Genomic DNA, 20,004 nt, shown 5'->3' with positions numbered 1-20,004 from the left:
GACGGCTCGATTTTCCGATTCACCGACTGTTACGGACCGGATTCCATGCTCGATCCCAAACTGCTGCGCAGCGACCTCGATACGGTTGCCCAACGACTGGCCAAACGTGGCTTTACCCTCGATACCGAGCGGCTCGAGGCGCTGGAGTCCCGGCGTCGCGATTTGCAGACCGAGACCGAGTCCCTGCAGAACGAGCGCAACACCCGCTCCAAGGCGATCGGCAAGGCCAAGGCATCCGGCGAGGACATCCAGCCGCTGCTCGACGAGGTGAGCGATCTCGGCGACCGCCTCGATGCCGCCAAGCGACAGCTGGCGGAAGTTCAGGAGGAGTGGGATGCCCTGGTCAGCGGGCTTCCCAACCTGCCCCACGAAAGTGTGCCGGTAGGCGAGAGCGAGGAGGACAACGTCGAGCTGCACCGCTGGGGCACGCCGCGTGAGTTCGACTTCGAGGTGCGCGATCACGTCGACCTGGGCGGGCTCAAGGGCGAGCTGGACTTCGAGCTGGCGGCCAAGTTGACCGGCTCACGCTTCGCCGTGATGCGCGGGCAGATCGCTCGTCTGCACCGGGCGCTGACCCAGTTCATGCTCGACAAGCAGACCCTCGAGCACGGCTACGAGGAGTGCTACGTCCCCTACATGGTCAACGAGGCCTCGCTGTTCGGCACCGGGCAGCTGCCCAAGTTCGGCGAGGATCTGTTCCGGCTGGATGACGAGCGCAGCTATCATCTGATTCCCACTGCCGAGGTGCCGCTGACCAACTTCGCCCGCGACGAGATCCTCGACCACAAGGTGCTGCCGCTCAAGCTCACCGCCCATACGCCGTGCTTTCGCAGCGAGGCGGGCTCCCATGGTCGCGACACCCGCGGCATGATTCGCCAGCATCAGTTCGACAAGGTCGAGATGGTGCAACTGGTGGAGCCGGAGACGAGCTACGCGGCGCTCGAAGAGATGCGCGGTCACGCCGAGGCGATCCTGCAGGCGCTCGAGCTGCCTTACCGGGTCGTCACGCTGTGTACCGGGGACATGGGCTTCGGTGCGGCCAAGACCTACGACCTGGAAGTGTGGCTGCCGAGCCAGCAGACCTACCGCGAGATATCTTCGGTCTCCAACTGCGAGGATTTCCAGGCGCGACGCATGCAGGCGCGTTTCCGTCATCCCGAGCAGAAGAAGCCGCAGTTGCTGCACACCCTCAACGGCTCGGGCCTGGCGGTGGGACGCTGCCTCATTGCGGTGATGGAGAACCATCAGAACGCCGATGGCTCCATCACCGTGCCCGAGGCGCTGCGCCCCTATCTGGGCGGACTTGCCACCCTCAATTCTCGATCTCCCAGCTGACGCTGACACCCGCCTCGATGACGATAGTCCCCGGGCTGTAGTCGACCTGTCCGGCGCTCTCACGGGCGTCGGCGCTCATTGCCATCATGCGTGGCACATAGATCGGAGAGCGCGTCTCGCTGATATTTACCACCGAGCCTAGCGTCACGTTCATGGTGCGAGCCATCAGCTCGGCCTTGCGACTTGCCTTTTCCAGCGCCATCACCAGCGCTTCATCGGTCGCGGCGTCGCGATCGGTGAGGTCATAGGTGATGCCATCCATGGCATTGACGCCAGCCTCGGTCAGCGCATCAAGCAGTCGCGGCAGTCGCTCCAGGTCATCGACCCGAACCTGGAAAGGGCGTTCGAGACGAGTGCGCACCAGCAGCTCCTGATCACCGTCGCTGCGTCGGGGAGAAACATATTCCGGTTGCACCGCAAGCGAGCCGGCGCTGATGTCGTCACGTTCCACCCCGGCCTCCTCCAAGGCGCGAATCAAGGTTGCTGCTCGCTCCTCCAGTCGATCCCGAGCCTCGCGCAGTGCATGGCTGTCGGTCTCTTCCTCATGTTGCGCCACCGCCGGGGTGCGCTCCCACAACCGGGCGCTGAGCGTGGCGCGATCCGGAACCACATCGAGTTGGGCCTCAGCCTGAGCGACCAACCGACCGCGAGGCTCATCGGCTAGCGCAGCGGTGGTCATCAGCGGAGCTGTCATCAGCAGGCTGCCCAGCAATAGACAGTGTAAACGCATCGTGAACATCAGTAGCCTCCATACGGCAATGATGACTAATCAGGGGGGCAGGTTGAGTAGTTGGCCGAGCCGAGGCCGGCAAGTTTGTGCACCCGACCGGTACGGGTCATGATAAGCAGGACACGCCACACATGGATAGATGGCATGCTTCACCGCGACGACAATGTGCGCTACGGGCTTCCGCTCAATCTCACGCTGGCGCTGGCAGCGCTGGTGATCATCGTTGCCGGCATTCGCGCCGGTGCCGACCTGATCATTCCGATCCTGCTGGGTCTGTTCATCGCCGTGATCTGTACGTCGCCGGTGAACTGGCTGCAGCGGCTGGGTCTGAGTCCGCGTCTGGCGGTGCTGGTCACGCTGCTGGTGATCGGCGGCTTCCTGTCGCTGGTGGGGCTGCTGGTGGTCAACGCTTTCGGCACTTTCATCGAAGCCCTGCCGGGCATCGAGAGGCGGCTTTACGAACACTACCTAAACGTGCTCGACAGCCTCGCGGCCATGGGGCTGGCGATCAATCCGGATACGCTTGCCGGCCTGGTCGAAGGAGAAGATGAGGGGGGCTGGCTGTCGTTCCTGCTGGGTGGGCTCGGTAACCTGCTGATGCAGAGCATGGTGGTGGCGCTGTTGGTGGTCTTCATGATGTTCGAGACCCTCAATTTTCGCCGCAAGGTGGCTTTCGCCCTTGACGACCCGGAAGCCAGCTTGCGCCGCTTTCAGGAGTTCAGCGAAACCCTCAAGCGCTATCTGGCGGTCAAGACCTTCGTCAGTCTGCTCACGGGAGTGATGGCCTGGTTGGCCTGCCTGCTGGCCGGTGTGGACTTCCCGCTGCTGTGGGGCGTGCTGGCCTTTGCTCTCAACTACATCCCCAATATCGGTTCTGCCATAGCCGCGGTCCCACCGGTTCTGCTGTTGCTGCTGTCTCAGGAGGGCGGCCTGGCCGAGGCCTTCGGCCTGGCCATGGCCTACCTGGGCATCAACTTCGTGCTGGGCAACCTGGTCGAGCCGCGGTTGATGGGGCGTGCCTTGGGTCTGTCGACCTTCGTGGCCTTTCTCTCGCTGGTGGTGTGGGGCTGGATGTTGGGGGTGGTCGGCATGCTGCTCTCGGTGGTGCTGACCATGACGCTCAAGATCGCCCTGGACAGTCATCCCCAGACCCGCTGGATGGCCTACATGCTGGGGCCGGGCAAGCGGCCCATGACCGATCGTGTCGCTACGGTGGAAGTGGTGAGCGCACCCGGGGACGAGGCGAGTCAGCCCTCGCTCATGACGAAATCGCCCCGGCAGGAGCCGGGGCGAGACGAGCGGTGATACCTACAGGGATCAGGCGTTCTGGTCGATGAACTGCACCAGCTGAGACTTGGACTGAGCGCCGACCAGCGAGGCGACCTTGGAGCCCGACTTGAACAGCATCACGGTAGGAACGCCGCGCACGCCCTGCTCGGCGGCGATCTCCGGGGCGTCGTCGACGTTGATGCTGACCACCTTGAGGTTGTCGACTCGCTCTTCGGCAACCTCGTCGATCACCGGAGCCATGACCTTGCACGGGCCGCACCAGGGGGCCCAGAACTTCAGCAGTACGGTTTGCTCAGCCTTCAGGACTTCCTGCTCGAAGTTGGCATTGGTGACATCGACGTTATTGGCCATGTGATTCTCCAGTTACGTTGCGCTACATCGAGCGAATCGGGTGACATGCATTGGGCACGTCCGGTCGGCAGATGGTAGCGGGCAGTCGTGTCTCTGGCAAATGCCCATGCAAGCGCTCTTCCTGAGCTCCCATCGCTGACGCTGACTCACCCACCTTCACAGCCTGGCGGGTCGTTGTTGCGGGACATCTCGTTTTGGTGAGCTCTCGTTGCCGCTGTGTGCCGATTGTTGTCTGCCTGTTCGATAGCTATCTGATCGAGAAGCGGTTTTTCGTTGAGCCACCTTTCGACAGTTTAGACAAGCCAAGTGCCATTGACTAACGTGCATAGCACGGAGCAGAAGGTATATGGACATGGCTTGGCTCCGAGCGCCATGTGGATGGCCGATCTCGTCGCATCGTGAAGCAATGGCAGCTCGTCGCCGGGCCTCGACAGGGAGATGCCGGGACATGACGACACGCTGTACGGTCGTGTTGGATGGGCAGTTACTCAGCGGTCGGGCCGATCAGCCGCTTATCGATTTTCTTAAGGAGCGAGGCGTCGATCTTCCGCACGTCTGCTACCACCCTTCGCTGGGTGCTCTGGAAACCTGTGATGCCTGCTGGGTCGAGGTCGACGGCGAGCTCAAGCGCGGTTGCACGCTGAAGAGCACTGAGGGCCTGTCGCTGAGCCTCGGCAGCCAGCGGGCCCGGGCCGCCCGGGAAGAGGGCATGGATCGCCTGCTAGCCAAGCACGAGCTCTACTGCACCGTGTGCGAGAACAACAACGGCGACTGCACGCTGCACAACACCATGGTGGATATGCAGATCCCCATTCAGCGCTACGAGTTTCAGCGCAAACCTCACGAGAAGGACACCTCGAGCCCTTTCTATACCTACGATCCCGACCAGTGCATCCTCTGCGGCCGCTGCGTGGAGGCGTGCCAGAACGTCGAGGTAAACGAGACGCTCTCCATCGACTTTTCCAGCGAGAACCCGCGTGTGCTGTGGGATGGTGGCGAGCAGATCAACGACTCCAGCTGCGTGCACTGCGGCCACTGCGTCACCGTCTGTCCGTGCAATGCGCTGATGGAGAACAGCATGGACGGCAAGGCGGGTCCGTTCACTGCCATGCCTTGGTCGCTCAAGCGGCCGATGATCGAGATCATCAAGAAGCTCGAGACGACAACGGGGGCAGTGCCGGTCTCGGGGCTTTCGGAAATCGACATGCACATGCGCCAGCCCGAGATCAAGCGCACCAAGACGGTGTGCACCTATTGCGGCGTCGGCTGCTCCTTCGAGATGTGGACCCGCGACCGCCACATCCTCAAAGTGCAACCGGTAGCCGAGGCGCCGGCCAACGGCATCTCCACCTGCATCAAGGGCAAGTTCGCCTGGGACTTCGTCAACAGTGAGCAGCGCCTGACCATGCCGCTGATACGCGACAACGGCCGCTTTCGCGAAGCGAGCTGGGACGAGGCTCTGGACCTGGTGGCGCGCCGTCTGCTCGAGGTGCGCGAGGCCCACGGCCCGGACAGCCTGGGCTTCATCGGCTCGAGCAAGGGCACCAACGAGCAGGCCTACCTGGTGCAGAAGATCGCCCGTCGCATCATCGGCACCAACAACGTCGACAACTCCTCGCGCTACTGCCAGAACCCGGCCACCAAGGGGCTGTTCCGTACCGTCGGCTACGGCGGTGATGCCGGCACCATCGAGGACATTGAGCAGGCCGAGGTGGTGGTGATCGTCGGCAGCAATACCGCCGAGAACCATCCGGTGATCGCCGCCCGCATCAAGGCGGCACAGAAGCTGCGCGGGCAGAAGCTGATTGTGATCGACCCGCGCAAGCACGAGATGGCCGAACGGGCGGACCTGTTCCTGCGGCCGAACTCCGGCACCGATCTGATCTGGGCCTCGGCGCTGTCGCGCTACATGTTCGATCACGATCTGGCCGATCACGAGTTCCTCGCACGCTGGGTCAACGGCGTAGAGGAGTATCGCCAGTCCCTCGCGCCTTTCACCCTGGAGTTCGCCGAGGCCGAGACGGGCATCGCGCGTCAGGATCTGGCCGAGGCCGCCGAGACCATCGGCCGGGCGCAGAGCGTCTGTCTGCTGTGGGCCATGGGCATCACCCAGCACAGCCGTGGATCGGACGCCAGCACGGCACTCTCCAACCTGCTGCTGGTCACCGGCAACTACGGCAAGCCGGGTACCGGCGGCTACCCCATGCGCGGCCACAACAACGTGCAGGGGGCGAGCGACTTCGGCTGCCTGCGTGACCGCTATCCTGGCTACGAGCACGTAGAGGACGAAGAAGCGAGAAAGCGCTGGGCCGAAGGGTGGGGCATCTCGCCGGAAGAGCTTTCAGCTGAAGCCGGCTATGGCAATTTCCTGATGGTACAGGCAGCCGACGAGGGCGAGATCAAGGCGATGTATATCGTCGGCGAGGAGACGGCCTTTTCCGACTCCAATACCCACAACGTGCTCTCCGGCTTCGAGAAGCTCGAGTTCATGGTGGTGCAGGACGTATTTCTCAGCCGTACCGCTGAGTACGCCGATGTGGTGCTGCCTGCCTGTCCCAGCGTCGAGCAGGAGGGCACCTACGTCAACACCGAGCGTCGCATCCAGCGCTCCTACCAGGTGCTGGAACCGCTGGGCGACAGCCGTCCCGACTGGCGTATCCTGACCGATCTCGCTGCTCGCATGGGACACGACTGGGGCTACACCCATCCCTCCGAGATCATGGCGGAGTGCGCCCGCATCGCGCCGATGTTCGCCGGGGTCAGCTATGCGCGGCTCGAGGGCTGGAAGTCCCAGCTATGGCCGGTTGCGGCGGACGGCACCGACTCGCCGCTGCTCTACACCGACGGCTTCGCCAACGAGGACGGCAAGGCCAATCTGCACCCGCTGGAGTGGCAGCCGCCCGAAGAGGCGCCCGACGACGAGTACGACCTGCTGCTGGACAACGGCCGGCTGCGCGAGCAGTTCCAGGGCACCAATCAGACGGGGCGCAGCGAAGGGATCCGGCAGCAGCTTCCGCACGGTTTCGTCGAGGTCAGCCCGGAGCTTGCCGCCGAGCGCGGCATCGAGGAGGGCACCTGGGTACGGATAACTTCGCGCCGCGACAGCATCGAGTTCCCCGCGGTCATCACCGACCGGGTGCGCGGCAAAACGTTGTTCATGCCGATTCATTTCGGCAAGACGGGGGTCAATCTGCTCACCGGTGAGCACAATGACCCAGACGTGCAGACCCCGGCCTACAAGGAAACCGCAGTGAAGCTCGAGGTGCTCGACAAGCGCGGCGCTCCGCCTTTGCCTGCTCACAACTACCGCTATGGCCGGCCTACGCCGAAGCAGGGCGTCGAGGTCGAAGTGAAGTGGATGCGGGGAGACTACACGCCGCCGCCCGCCCAGCAGTCCAACCCGAGGAAAATGTGATGGCCGAACGAATTTCGCACGACGTGACGCCGCCCAAAATCGGCCCCGATGCCCATGAAGAGCTGGCACAGCTGCTGCAGACGCTCCACGAGCATGGCGTGTTGCGCCTGGCCAATGACGTGGTCGGTGCCAACACCAGCATCGCCAGCGTGGTGGTGGATGGGCTGGGTAAGGAGTCCACTCTCAACGCCATTCAGAACCTGGCGATTCTCGGCATGATGCTGTCGGAGGTTCCACCGGAGCGTTTCTATCGGGTGACCTTCGCCGTCAAGGAGGCGCTCGAATGTATCGGCCAGCATCGACCGGTGCAGGAGGGGGGCGATGCTCCCGGTGTCAGTGGCGTTTACCGCATGCTCAACGACGATGAGCTGTGGCGTGCGGTGGCGCCGCTGGTGGATGGCCTCAAGGCGTTCGCCGAGCGACTCGACAAGCCGGTGGACAAGCCGGTCAGCGACTATTTCGGAAAGCCGACCAGCGGCCCCTGACGCTAGTGGCAAGCCGCGTCGCTCTCATGGTCGGAAGGCGCTTTTGACGTTATGCTATTTGGTGATTAGGCAGTAATGTCTAATCACCAATGCATCTTTTGCCGGGCGTCAGGGAGTCGTGTCGACCATGAAACTGCAGCAGCTTCGCTATGTGTGGGAAGTTACCCGGCACAACCTCAACGTGTCGGCAACGGCCCAGAGCCTGTATACGTCCCAGCCCGGTATCTCCAAGCAGATTCGGCTGCTGGAAGACGAGCTGGGCGTCGAGATCTTCGCCCGCAGCGGCAAGCATCTCACCCGCGTCACGCCTGCGGGGGAATCCATCGTCGAGCTGGCCGGGCAAGTGCTGCGCCTGACCGACAACATCAAGCAGGTGGCCCAGGAGCACAGCGACGAGCGGCGCGGCAGCCTCTCGATCGCCACCACGCACACTCAGGCCCGCTACGCCTTGCCGCCGGTGATCGGCGAATTCACCCGCAAATACCCTGATGTCGCCCTGCACATGCAGCAGGGCACGCCCAAGCAGATTGCCCAGATGGTCAGCGATGGCATGGCCGATTTCGCCATCTGCACCGAGTCGCTCGAGCTGTTCGCCGATCTGGTGCTGCTACCCTGTTACCGCTGGAACCGCTGTGTCCTGGTGCCGCGTGGTCATCCGCTGGCCGAGGGCGAGCTGACCCTCGAGCGTCTGGCCGAGCAGGCGCTCGTGACCTACGTGTTCGGCTTCACCGGGCGCTCCCAGCTCGACGATGCCTTCCGTGCCAGGGGGCTCACCCCCAACGTGGTACTCACCGCCGCCGATGCCGACGTGATCAAGACCTACGTGCGGCTCGGCCTGGGCGTCGGCATCGTCGCTCACATGGCGTATGACGAAACCCTCGACGAGGATCTCGTTGCCCTCGAGGCGGGCCACTTGTTCGAAAGTTCGGTCACCAAGATCGGCATTCGCCGGGGCACCTTCATGCGCGGCTACATGTACGATTTCGTCAAGGGCTTTGCCGGCCATCTCGACCGCGATCTGGTCGATGCGGCACTTGCTGCGGGGCCGCGCCATGAGGCGGAGCTGTTCGACGACATCGAGCTGCCGATGCGCTAGAAAAAAGCGGGCCGCGCATCGCGCGGCCCGCTTTTTACTGGGTGCGGGTGAAAGTCAGTGCTGCAGATGCAGCCCGCACTCCCGCTTCGCTTCCACCTTGGTGGGATCGAAATAATCGAACTCGTTGGGCAGGTCGTGCTGCTGCAGGTACTGGTAGAGCTCCTTGGCGCTCCAGTGCAGCAAAGGAGAGACCTTGAGTAGCCCATCGGCGTTCTTGCTGACAGGCTGCATGCGGGCGCGTTCGGGGGTGTCCTCGGCGCGCAGCGCGGTGAACCACACGTCCGGGGCCATTTCGCGTAGCGCCCGCTCGAACGGCTCCAGCTTGACCTCTCGCGTGAACGCCTCGTGGCGCGGATCGTCGATGCCCGGCATGGGGCCATCCACCGCTTCACGATGAGCGCGGGTGCGCTGCGGTATATAGCTGATCAGATTGAGGTCGAGCCGCTTGACCAGCGCGTCGGCGAAGCGATAGGTCGCCTCTGTGTTGTAGCCGTGATCCATCCAGACCACCGGAATGTCGGGCCGCTGTTGTGTCACCATATGCAGGATGACCGCTTCGAAGGGGCGGAAATTGGTGGTGACGATAGGGCGCTGGCCCTGCGTCAGAGCCCAGCGAATAAGCCCATCGGGATCATTGCCCAGTTCCTGATTGATCGCATCGAGTGTTGCCATGATGGCTCCAGAGTCGTTGACCGTGTTTGGGCCATACCCTACCAAAGGCGGCTGACAGGGCCCCAATATCGTTTCATTGGATAAATATAGCCAAATGAAAGATTAAAGGGCTCTTCTTATTCCTCTTGGTGCTTTGGCTGGGCCAACGCTTGCATGAGGTGGCGGATTTTGTCCAGGGTCTCGGCGTATTCGGCCTCGACGTTGGAGTCGGCCACCAGCCCGCCGCCGCCCCAAAGATGGATGTGCTCCCCGTCGGCCACGGCGGTGCGGATGGCAATCGAGGTGTCCATGTTGCCGCGCACGTCGACGAAGCCCAGGCTGCCGCAGTACACGCTTCTGCGGCTCGGCTCCAGTTCGTCGATGATCTGCATCGCTCGCACCTTGGGTGCGCCGGTGATAGAGCCGCCGGGAAAGGCGGCCGCCAACAGGTCCAGCGAACGCTTCCCCGTCGCCAGTCTGCCGCACACGATGCTGACCAGATGGTGCACGTTGGCGTAGCTCTCCAGCCCGCAGAGCTGCGGTACCCGTACGCTACCCGGCTGGCACACGCGCCCCAGGTCGTTGCGCAGCAGATCGACGATCATCACGTTCTCGGCGCGATCCTTGAGACTCGAGATCAGCTCCATGGCGAGCTGCCAATCCTCATCGGGCGTGCCGCCTCGGGGGCGAGTGCCCTTGATCGGGCGTGTCTCGACGTGGCCGTCCGATTCGCACAGCAGGAAGCGCTCGGGAGAGAGGGACAGGATGGCCTGCTCACCTCGCTCTGAAGGCCAGGCCATGAAGCCGGCAAACGGTGTGGGTGTGGCCAGGCGCAGGCGCAGGTAGGCGTCCCAGAGATCGCCGCTGTACGGTGCGCTGAAGCGCTGGGCCAGGTTGATCTGGTAGCAGTCACCGGCCCGAATGTAGTCCTGCACCGCAGCAAACCGTCTGGCATAGCCGTCGCGGTCCATCTCGCCTGTGAAAGGGGCGAGCAGTCCGAAGGCCGAGGTGGGGTCGGCGCTGCCACGCAGCCACTCCATCACCTGCAAGCGCCGCTCGGCCGTCGCCACCAGCCAGCTCTCCTGCCGCTGATGATCCTGTATCAGCGCCCAGTCGTAGAGCCCCGTACGGCTGGCAGGCAGGCAGACGCTTTCCTGGGCCGAGTTGCCCACCGGCTCTAGAGAGCGGCCCAGGTCGTAGCCCCAGTAGCCGATCAGGCCACCGAGAAAGGGGAGATCGTTGGATGGCACCTCGAGAGCCAGGCTCTCCAGCAGGGTTTGCTGGGCCATGAATGGGTCACGGCCGTGCTGCACCTCGCCGTCGATGCGGATGACCCCCTTGCCGTCGACGGTGAGCACCGACACGGGGTCGCTGCTGATGATGTCGTAGCGACCGCCCGGTGCGGCAGGCTTGCCGCTGTCGAGCAGGACGGCCCCGGGGCGCTGGCGCAGCGCCTGGAAATAGGCAAGCGGATCCTCGCCATAGGGCAGCGGTGTTATCTCGAGTCTTGCAGTCATCAGGGGGGCCTTTCGGAACAGGCGACTCATTCTAGGGGGTGGCGAGCCTTTTGTCGTGAAAGTCGTTGGCCTGTTAACGACTTGTCGTCAACGCTGTGACGATTGTCGACACCGTAGCTTCGCAGCTTCTCATTGTCTACAACCAAAGGCGTACGAAATGGCGGCTTGTGGAAGGTTGACCCGTGCCAGAGCAGTGTCTAAAGTTTCTTCACTCCTTAATTGTCGACAATTGCCATGAACTCAGTCGCTCCAGAACAAACATCCCCTGAAGTCCGCACCCTGGCCGAGCGGGTCTTCCATCAGCTGCAGGATGCCATCGTCCGCGGCGAGCTGGCGCCGGGCAGCAAGATCACCGAGCCGGGTCTGTCGAAGACCTACGGCATCTCCCGCGGCCCGCTGCGCGAGGCGATGCGCCGCCTCGAGGCCCACCGCCTGATCGAACGAGTGCCCCATGTCGGTGCCCGGGTGGTCAAGCTCTCGATGAAGGAGCTGCTCGAGCTGTTCGACGTGCGCGAGGCGCTGGAGAGCATGGCCGCCCGCCTGGCCGCCCAAAACATGACCCGCGAGGAGATCGCCGGGCTGCGCGAGGTGCTGGCGCTGCACGAACGTCAGGCCGATCTCAAGAGTGGCGAAGCCTACTATCAGCGCGAAGGCGATCTCGACTTCCATTATCGCATCGTCCAGGGCAGCCACAACCGCATGCTGATGACCATGCTGTGCGACGACCTCTACTACCTGGTGCGGCTCTACCGTACCCAGTTCAGTGCCAGCGGTACCCGGCCACAGCGGGCCTTCGTCGAGCACCATCGCATCGTCGATGCCATCGAAGCCGGCGACGCCGAACTGGCCGAGCTGCTGATGCGGCGCCATGTCAGCGCTTCGCGGGCCAACGTGGCCGACCGTTATGCCGCCACTCTCAAGCAGCAGCAGGCCGAAGAAACCGTTTAGAAGCCCGTCCGAATACCAAGAGGAATTCCGTCATGACACGACCCACCGCCGGCGCTCGCTTTCGTGCCGCTCTCGAGGCCAACCGCCCGCTGCCCATCGTCGGTACCATCAATGCCTATACCGCAATGATGGCCGAGCGCGTGGGGCATCAGGCCATCTATCTTTCCGGTGGTGGGGTGGCCAACGCTTCCTTCGGGCTGCCCGATCTGGGCATGACCAGCATGAACGATGTGGTGCAGGACGCACACCGGATCTGCGGCGCCACCGACCTGCCGCTGCTGGTGGACATCGACACCGGTTGGGGCGGGGCTTTCAATATTTCGCGCACCGTCAAGGAGATGCAGCGCGCCGGCGTGGCTGCCGTGCACCTCGAGGACCAGGTGGCGCAGAAGCGCTGCGGCCACCGTCCCAACAAGGAGATCGTCTCCAAACAGGAGATGGTCGACCGTATCAAGGCCGCCGCCGATGCTCGCATCGACCCGGACTTCTACCTGATCGCACGTACCGATGCCTTCCAGAAAGAGGGGCTCGATGCCGCCATCGATCGCGCCAATGCCTGCATCGAGGCCGGCGCCGACGCCATCTTCGCCGAAGCGGTGCACACCCTCGACGACTATCGCGCCTTCTGCGAGCGGGTCGATGCGCCGATCCTGGCCAACATCACCGAGTTCGGCGCCACGCCGCTGTTCACCCAGCAGGAGCTCGGCGAGGTTGGCTGTCGTATGGTGCTCTATCCGCTATCGGCCTTCCGCGCCATGAACGCGGCGGCGTTGAAGGTCTATCAGAGCATTCATGACAAGGGCCATCAGCGGGATGTGGTCGAGCTGATGCAGACCCGCGACGAGCTCTACGACTTCCTCAACTATCACGCCTTCGAGCAGAAGCTCGATGCGCTGTTTGCTGAAAACCAGCTTGCCGAGAAGGGAACGGACAACTGAGTCCGACCCGCTACGCCGACAATAAAACGCCATAGCAAGGAGACACGACATGTCAGACAAACCCATCGGCGGTGCCGGTCTGCGCGGCCAGAGCGCCGGTAGTACGGCCCTGTGTACCGTAGGCCAGACCGGCTCCGGCCTGACCTACCGCGGCTTTGACATCAAGGAACTGGCCGAGAAGGCGCGCTTCGAAGAGGTCGCCTACCTGCTGCTCAAGGGCAAGCTGCCCAATCAGGCCGAACTCGATGCCTACGTGACCAAGCTCAAGGGGCTGCGTGGCCTGCCCCAGGCACTCAAGACCGTGCTCGAGCAGATCCCGGCCAGCGCCCACCCCATGGACGTGATGCGTACCGGTGCCTCCATGCTCGGCAACCTCGAGACCGAGGAGAGCTTCGACGAGCAACAGGACGTTTCCGACCGCCTGCTGGCGGTGCTGCCTTCGATCATCTGCTACTGGTATCGCTTCAGCCATGACGGCGTGCGCATCGAGACCGAGACCGACGACGAGTCCGTAGGCGCTCACTTCCTGCACTTGCTGCGTGACGAAGCGCCCTCCGAGCTGCATGCCCGGGTGATGAACGTCTCGCTCATTCTCTATGCCGAGCACGAGTTCAACGCCTCAACCTTTACGGCGCGCGTCTGCGCCTCGACGCTCTCCGACATGCACTCCTGCGTGACCGGCGCCATCGGCTCGCTGCGCGGCCCGCTACATGGCGGTGCCAACGAGGCGGCGATGGACATGATCGAGAACTGGAAGTCGCCGGAAGAGGCCGAGCGCGAGATCATGGGGATGCTCGAGCGCAAGGAGAAGATCATGGGCTTCGGGCATGCGATCTATCGCGAGTCCGATCCGCGCAACGCCATCATCAAGGAGTGGTCCGAACGGCTGGCCCAGGACGTCGGCGACACCGTGCTCTATCCCGTCTCCGTGCGGGTCGAGGACGTCATGTGGCGCGAGAAGAAGCTGTTCTGCAACGCCGACTTCTTCCACGCCAGCGCCTATCACTTCATGGACATCCCCACCAAGCTGTTCACGCCGATCTTCGTCTGTTCGCGCGTCACCGGCTGGTGTGCCCATGTCTTCGAGCAGCGCGCCAACAACCGCATCATTCGCCCCAGCGCCGACTACGTCGGCCCGGAGAAGAGCCAGTGGGTACCGATCGAGGAGCGTGACTGAGCCAGCGTCCGCACGAGGCGGCCTGCGGGCCGTCTCTCTCCCTCGCCCGATCCAACACCACGCGAAGACCGTCGACTCATGAATACTCAATACCGCAAATCGCTTCCCGGCACCGAGCTGGACTACTTCGACGTGCGTGAGGCCGTCGAGGAGATCCAGCCCGGTGCCTACGACACCCTTCCTTATACCTCTCGCGTACTGGCCGAGCAGCTGGTGCGCCGCTGCGAGCCGGAGCTGCTCACTGACGCGCTCAAGCAGCTGATCGAACGCAAGCGCGACCTGGATTTCCCCTGGTATCCGGCGCGAGTGGTGTGCCATGACATCCTCGGCCAGACGGCGCTGGTCGATCTGGCCGGCCTGCGCGATGCCATCGCCGAGAAGGGCGGCGACCCGGCCAAGGTCAACCCGGTGGTGCCGACCCAACTGATCGTCGACCACTCCCTGGCCGTGGAGTGCGGCGGCGACGACCCCGATGCCTTCGACAAGAACCGCGCCATCGAGGATCGCCGCAACGAGGACCGCTTCCACTTCATCGACTGGACCCGCACCGCGTTCAAGAACGTCGACGTGATCCCTGCCGGCAACGGCATCATGCACCAGATCAACCTGGAGAAGATGTCGCCGGTGATCCAGGCTCGCGATGGTGTCGCCTACCCCGACACCTGTGTGGGCACCGACAGCCATACTCCGCACATCGACTGCCTGGGGGTCATTGCCATCGGCGTGGGCGGTCTGGAGGCGGAAACCGTGATGCTCGGCCGCCCCTCGATGATGCGCCTGCCCGACATTATCGGCGTGGAGCTGACCGGCAAGCGCCAGCCCGGCATCACCGCCACCGACATCGTGCTGGCGATCACCGAGTTTCTGCGCCAGGAGCGGGTAGTAGGCGCCTATCTGGAGTTCTTCGGTGAAGGTGCCGATAGCCTGACCATCGGCGACCGCGCCACCATCTCCAACATGACGCCGGAGTATGGCGCCACCGCGGCGATGTTCTACATCGACCAGCAGACCCTCGACTACCTGACCATCACCGGCCGCGAGCCGGAGCAGGTGGCGCTGGTCGAGAACTACGCCAAGACCGTGGGGCTGTGGGGCGACAGCCTGAAGAACGCCGAGTACGAACGCGTGCTGACGTTCGACCTCTCCACCGTCGAGCGCAACATGGCAGGCCCCTCCAACCCCCATCGTCGCCTGCCGACCTCGGCGCTGGCCGAGCGCGGCATCGCCGCCAACCTGGAGCTGGCGCTGGCGGAGGAAAAAGCCGGCAGGATGCCCGACGGCGCGGTGATTATCGCCGCCATCACCAGCTGCACCAACACCTCCAACCCGCGCAACGTGGTGGCGGCGGGGCTGGTGGCCAAGAAGGCCAACGAGCTGGGTCTCGTGCGCAAGCCGTGGGTGAAATCGTCTTTTGCCCCTGGCTCCAAGGTCGCCCGTCTCTATCTGGAGGAGGCTGGCCTGCTGCCGGAGCTCGAAAAGCTCGGCTTCGGCATCGTCGCCTACGCCTGCACCACCTGTAACGGCATGTCCGGCGCGCTGCGCCCGGAGATCCAGCAGGAGATCATCGACCGCGATCTGTATGCCACTGCGGTGCTGTCCGGCAACCGCAACTTCGACGGGCGCATCCACCCCTACGCCAAGCAAGCCTTCCTGGCCTCGCCGCCGCTGGTGGTGGCCTACGCCATCGCCGGTACCGTTCGCTTCGACATCGAGAAGGACGCGCTGGGCTATGACAAGGACGGCAAGCCGGTCACGCTCAAGGAGCTGTGGCCCTCCGACGAGGAGATCGACGCCATCGTCGGTAAGCACGTCAAGCCCGAGCAGTTCAAGCAGGTCTATATCCCGATGTTCAACCTCGACGAGGTGGAGCAGGCCAAGAGCCCGCTTTACGACTGGCGCCCGCAGAGCACCTACATTCGCCGGCCGCCCTATTGGGAAGGCAACATGGCGCGTGAGCGTGCGCTGAAGGGCATGCGCCCGCTGGCGATCCTGCCGGACAACATCACCACCGACCACCTGTCGCCCTCCAACGCCATCCTGTTGGACAGTGCGGCGGGCGAGTACCTGGCCAAGATGGGCCTGCCGGAGGAGGACTTCAACTCCTACGCCACCCACCGTGGCGACCATCTCACCGCCCAACGGGCCACGCTGGCCAACCCCAAGCTGTTCAACGAGATGGTGCGGGACGACAAGGGCGAAGTGATCCAGGGCTCGCTGGCGCGCATCGAGCCGGAAGGCAAGGTGACGCGCATGTGGGAAGCCATCGAGACCTACATGGAGCGCGGCCAGCCGCTGATCGTCATTGCCGGAGCCGACTACGGCCAGGGCAGCTCCCGCGACTGGGCGGCCAAGGGCGTGGCATTGGCCGGAGTGGAGGCGATCGTCGCCGAGGGCTTCGAGCGCATTCACCGCACCAACCTGGTAGGCATGGGTGTGATGCCGCTGCAGTTCCAGGAGGGCACCACGCGGCATACGCTCAAGCTCGACGGCACCGAGACCTACGATGTGGAAGGCAAGCCGGCTCCCCGGGCAACGCTCGAGCTGGTCATTCACCGCAAGTCCGGTGAAGTCGAGCGGGTGCCGGTGATCTGCCGTCTGGATACCGCCGAGGAGGTCACGGTCTACTCCGCCGGTGGCGTGCTGCAGCGCTTCGCCCAGGACTTCCTCGAGTCCGAAGCGGTGGCCTGATCCACACATCGCGTGAACGCCCCGGCGGACATCGCCGGGGTTCTCCGTCATTTCAGGAAGCGAGCGCCATGGCCCACGTTCCTCAAATCAAGATTCCCGCCACCTACATGCGTGGCGGTACCAGCAAGGGCGTCTTCTTTCGTCTGGAGGATTTGCCCGAGGCGGCACGCCGGCCCGGTCCGGCCCGTGATGCCTTGCTGCTACGCGTCATCGGCAGCCCCGACCCGTACCAGAAGCAGATCGACGGCATGGGTGGGGCCACCTCCAGCACCAGCAAGACGGTGATCCTGTCGAAGAGCGAAAGCCCAGATCACGACGTCGACTACCTGTTCGGTCAGGTCTCCATCGACAAGCCCTTCGTCGACTGGAGCGGCAACTGCGGCAACCTCTCCGCCGCCGTCGGCCCCTTCGCCATCAGCAACGGCCTGGTGGACCCCGAGCGAATTCCCGAGAACGGTATCGCCACGGTGCGGATCTGGCAGGCCAACATCGGCAAGACCATCGTCTCGCGTGTTCCGATCACCAACGGCGAGGTGCAGGAGACCGGCGACTTCGAACTCGACGGCGTGACCTTCCCGGCCGCCGAGGTGGCGGTCGAGTTCATGGATCCGGCCGACGGCGAAGGTGCCATGTTCCCTACCGGTAACCTGGTCGACGAGCTGGAAGTGCCGGGAGTGGGCACTCTCGAAGCCACCATGATCAATGCCGGCATTCCGACGGTGTTCGTCAACGCCGGAGCGATCGGCTATAGCGGCACCGAGCTGCAGGAGGCGATCAACGGCGATACCCGGGCGCTGGCGATGTTCGAGTCGATTCGTGCCCACGCCGCCGTGCGCATGGGGCTGATCAAGGAGGTCAGCGAGGCGGCCGAACGGCAGCACACGCCCAAGGTCGCCTTCGTCGCGCCGCCGGCCGATTACGTCGCTTCCAGCGGCAAGGCGATCAAGGCAGGCGACATCGATCTCGTGGTGCGCGCGCTCTCCATGGGCAAGCTGCACCACGCCATGATGGGCACGGCGGCGGTGGCCATCGCCACGGCGGCGGCGGTGCCCGGCACCCTGGTCAACCTGGCGGCGGGCGGTGGCGAGCGCAACGCGGTGCACTTCGGGCATCCCTCCGGCACGCTGCGAGTCGGCGCACAGGCCTCGCAGGTTGCAGGACAGTGGACGGCGACCAAGGCGGTGATGAGCCGTAGCGCGCGGGTCCTGATGGAAGGGCAAGTTCGCATCCCTGGTGATGCCTTCTAGCAGAGCGGCGGGATCGTCAACTCGCCCCGAGTCGCATGGCTCGGGGCGTTTCATATAGCGTTTTCTATAGTAAGTGGAGACGACATCGAGCCTGCGACAGGAGGGAGCATGAGCGCCACCGTCGAACGCAACGTCCGTCCCGATTACGAACCTGAACTGCAGATGATCGCCGACTACGTTCTCGACTATCGGGTCGAGAGCGACGAGGCGCTGGATACCGCACGCAACTGTCTCATCGATACCCTGGGCTGTGGCCTGCTGGCGCTGCGCTTCCCGGAATGCACCAAGCACCTGGGGCCGCTGGTCGAAGGCACCGTCGTGCCCCATGGCGCCCGAGTGCCGGGCACCTCCTTCCGCCTGGATCCCGTCAAGGCCGCCTGGGACACCGGCTGCATCGTGCGCTGGCTCGACTACAACGACACCTGGCTTGCCGCCGAGTGGGGGCACCCCTCCGACAACCTGGGTGCCATTCTCGCCGTGGCGGATCACCTCTCGCAGAAGCGAGTTGCCCAGGGCGAGGCACCGCTGATCATGCGTGACGTGCTCGAGGCCATGATCAAGGCTCACGAGATCCAGGGCGTGCTGGCGCTCGAAAACTCCTTCAACCGAGTTGGCCTGGATCATGTGGTACTGGTCAAGGTGGCATCCACGGCAGTAGCCGCCTACCTGATGGGGGCGAATCGGGAGCAGCTGCTGTCGGCTCTATCGCACGCCTGGGCCGACGGTCAGAGTCTGCGTACCTACCGCCATGCGCCCAATGCCGGCTCGCGCAAGAGCTGGGCCGCGGGCGATGCTACTTCGCGTGGCGTGCGTCTGGCCGATATTGCCCTGCGTGGCGAGATGGGCATACCCGGGGTGCTCAGCGCACCCCAGTGGGGTTTCTATGACGTGCTCTTCTCGAAGACCAACAAGGATCAGGCGATCAAACCGGAAGGGGAGAGGAAGTTTCGCTTCCAGCGCGAGTTCGGCACCTACGTGATGGAAAATATCCTGTTCAAGATCGCCTTCCCGGCAGAGTTCCATGCCCAGACGGCGTGTGAGGCTGCAGTGCGCTTACATCCCCAGGTCAAGGACCGCCTCGAGGAGATCGAGCGTATCGTCATCACCACCCATGAATCGGCGATCCGCATCATCTCCAAGGAGGGCGAGCTAGCCAACCCGGCGGACCGTGACCACTGCTTGCAGTACATGGTAGCCGTGCCGTTGATCTTCGGCGATCTGACCGCCGAACACTACGAGGATGACTTTCATCGTCAGCACTCGCTGATCGATACGCTGCGGGGCAAGATGGAGGTCAGCGAGGAGCCTCGCTATACCCAGGACTATCTGGCTGCCGACAAACGCTCCATCGCCAATGCCATCCAGGTCTTCTTCAGCGATGGCACTGCCACGGAGTGCATCGAAGTCGAATACCCCATCGGCCATCGCCGCCGCCGGGCCGAGGGCATCCCCATCCTGGAAGAGAAGTTTCGCCGCAACTTGGCGACGCGTTTCCCGGCCGGCCGCTGCGAGCGAATCATTTCACTGTGCAAGGAGCAGGGGGCGCTGGAAGCCATGCCGGTGCATCGTTTCGTCGATCTGTTCGTCATCTGAGAGGCGCGAGCACGGGCGTAGCAGCCATGTCATGAGAAAATTGATCCCCGTCATGGCTGCTGCCAGAAACCTGAGCTATATTTTTTTGACGCGGAGGGTTGCGTCCTTGGTCTGCAGCCCTTAAAGTACGCATCCGCTGCCGGTGACGAGCAACGTCGCAGGCGGTGGGAAGAGTGGTAAGTGGTTGTCGTTGTTTGGATTTTTCGGATCGCTTCGCAAAATTCGCACTTGACGCCCGCGGCGGATTCAGTAGAATGCGCCCCACTCGAAAGCAAGTCCGGAAGCGGGCTTGCGGTCGCCGGCTCAGGCCGGTCTTCGATGTCAGGGTCACCTCGGTGACGGCCTCGAAGAGAGTTGACAAACTCCGGCGCTTCAGTAGAATACGCCTTCCTCGCAGGGCGCTGGCGAGGCCCCTCGGTCGCAGGATCGACGGCCCCGACAGCAAGCGAGACGCTCCGCTCTTCAGGCTGAGGCTTGAAGAGGAAAGGAGCCGCTCTTTAACAATCGATCAGGTAATTCATGTGGGCGCTTGTCGATGAGGTG

The 20,004-nt window shown here is 63.7% G+C and carries 15 protein-coding genes; 11 read left to right on the top strand and 4 right to left on the bottom strand.

The features are described from left to right. Positions 1–45: 45 nt before the first annotated feature. A complete protein-coding gene (serS, locus tag HOP58_RS02600) occupies positions 46–1,335 on the top strand; it encodes a serine--tRNA ligase (RefSeq protein WP_234259448.1) in 1,290 nt (429 codons plus the stop codon). Here the strand turns inward: serS and HOP58_RS02595 are convergent. Further along, on the bottom strand, positions 1,313–2,074 hold the full coding sequence (locus HOP58_RS02595; RefSeq protein ID WP_010627406.1) for an SIMPL domain-containing protein: 762 nt from the start codon (positions 2,072–2,074) through the stop codon (positions 1,313–1,315). The two genes, serS and HOP58_RS02595, sit on opposite strands and share 23 nt — an antisense overlap. Positions 2,075–2,209: 135 nt before the next feature. Between HOP58_RS02595 and HOP58_RS02590 the strand changes: the two genes are divergently transcribed. Beyond that, positions 2,210–3,370 (top strand): AI-2E family transporter, encoded by a 1,161-nt coding sequence (locus HOP58_RS02590; RefSeq protein ID WP_010627407.1) that lies wholly within the window; start codon positions 2,210–2,212, stop codon positions 3,368–3,370. Between the two features lie 12 nt (positions 3,371–3,382). Here the strand turns inward: HOP58_RS02590 and trxA are convergent, their stop codons facing one another. Then, a complete protein-coding gene (gene trxA / locus HOP58_RS02585) occupies positions 3,383–3,706 on the bottom strand; it encodes a thioredoxin (protein ID WP_010627408.1) in 324 nt (107 codons plus the stop codon). A gap of 448 nt (positions 3,707–4,154) precedes the next feature. Here trxA and fdhF point away from each other — a divergent pair, with 448 nt between their 5' ends. The 3 genes from fdhF to cysB all read left to right on the top strand — a co-directional run bounded on the left by fdhF (position 4,155) and on the right by cysB (position 8,702). Beyond that, positions 4,155–7,121: a formate dehydrogenase subunit alpha gene (gene fdhF, locus HOP58_RS02580; protein WP_234259447.1), complete on the top strand. Its 2,967-nt coding sequence runs from the start codon at positions 4,155–4,157 to the stop codon at positions 7,119–7,121. Further along, positions 7,121–7,606, top strand: coding sequence for a DUF1641 domain-containing protein (locus tag HOP58_RS02575; protein WP_010627410.1), 486 nt, complete (start codon positions 7,121–7,123; stop codon positions 7,604–7,606). The genes fdhF and HOP58_RS02575 overlap by 1 nt, the downstream gene beginning before the upstream one ends. A 127-nt stretch (positions 7,607–7,733) precedes the next feature. Next, on the top strand, positions 7,734–8,702 hold the full coding sequence (gene cysB / locus HOP58_RS02570; RefSeq protein ID WP_010627411.1) for an HTH-type transcriptional regulator CysB: 969 nt from the start codon (positions 7,734–7,736) through the stop codon (positions 8,700–8,702). 54 nt (positions 8,703–8,756) lie between these two features. On the opposite strand, the gene HOP58_RS02565 is transcribed toward cysB, so the two are convergent. Both HOP58_RS02565 and pabB read right to left on the bottom strand, forming a co-directional pair. Beyond that, positions 8,757–9,377: a phosphoadenosine phosphosulfate reductase family protein gene (locus tag HOP58_RS02565; protein WP_026037996.1), complete on the bottom strand. Its 621-nt coding sequence runs from the start codon at positions 9,375–9,377 to the stop codon at positions 8,757–8,759. Positions 9,378–9,490: 113 nt separating this feature from the next. Continuing rightward, positions 9,491–10,870, bottom strand: a complete 1,380-nt coding sequence (pabB, locus tag HOP58_RS02560; protein ID WP_035590583.1) for an aminodeoxychorismate synthase component I — start codon at positions 10,868–10,870, stop codon at positions 9,491–9,493. 234 nt (positions 10,871–11,104) lie between these two features. Between pabB and HOP58_RS02555 the strand changes: the two genes are divergently transcribed. From HOP58_RS02555 to prpD, 6 genes are all read left to right on the top strand, one after another. Then, positions 11,105–11,818, top strand: a complete 714-nt coding sequence (locus tag HOP58_RS02555; RefSeq protein ID WP_010627414.1) for a GntR family transcriptional regulator — start codon at positions 11,105–11,107, stop codon at positions 11,816–11,818. A gap of 32 nt (positions 11,819–11,850) precedes the next feature. Continuing rightward, positions 11,851–12,756 (top strand): methylisocitrate lyase, encoded by a 906-nt coding sequence (gene prpB, locus HOP58_RS02550; protein WP_234259446.1) that lies wholly within the window; start codon positions 11,851–11,853, stop codon positions 12,754–12,756. Between the two features lie 49 nt (positions 12,757–12,805). Next, positions 12,806–13,933, top strand: a complete 1,128-nt coding sequence (prpC, locus tag HOP58_RS02545) for a 2-methylcitrate synthase (protein WP_010627416.1) — start codon at positions 12,806–12,808, stop codon at positions 13,931–13,933. Positions 13,934–14,011: 78 nt separating this feature from the next. Beyond that, entirely contained in the window at positions 14,012–16,621 is a 2,610-nt protein-coding gene (gene acnD / locus HOP58_RS02540; protein ID WP_010627417.1) for a Fe/S-dependent 2-methylisocitrate dehydratase AcnD, read from the top strand. A gap of 68 nt (positions 16,622–16,689) precedes the next feature. Next, the gene (prpF, locus tag HOP58_RS02535; RefSeq protein WP_010627418.1) at positions 16,690–17,868 is read left to right on the top strand and encodes a 2-methylaconitate cis-trans isomerase PrpF; all 1,179 of its coding nucleotides are present in this window, start codon (positions 16,690–16,692) and stop codon (positions 17,866–17,868) included. A 108-nt stretch (positions 17,869–17,976) separates the two neighbouring features. Then, entirely contained in the window at positions 17,977–19,461 is a 1,485-nt protein-coding gene (gene prpD / locus HOP58_RS02530) for a 2-methylcitrate dehydratase (protein WP_010627419.1), read from the top strand. Positions 19,462–20,004 lie beyond the last annotated feature (543 nt).

Source organism: Halomonas sp. MCCC 1A11062 (genome assembly GCF_021404355.1).
Lineage (GTDB): Bacteria > Pseudomonadota > Gammaproteobacteria > Pseudomonadales > Halomonadaceae > Halomonas > Halomonas aerodenitrificans.
The sequence above is the reverse complement of the archived record's forward strand: the minus strand, read 5'-3'. Positions and strand labels throughout refer to the sequence as shown.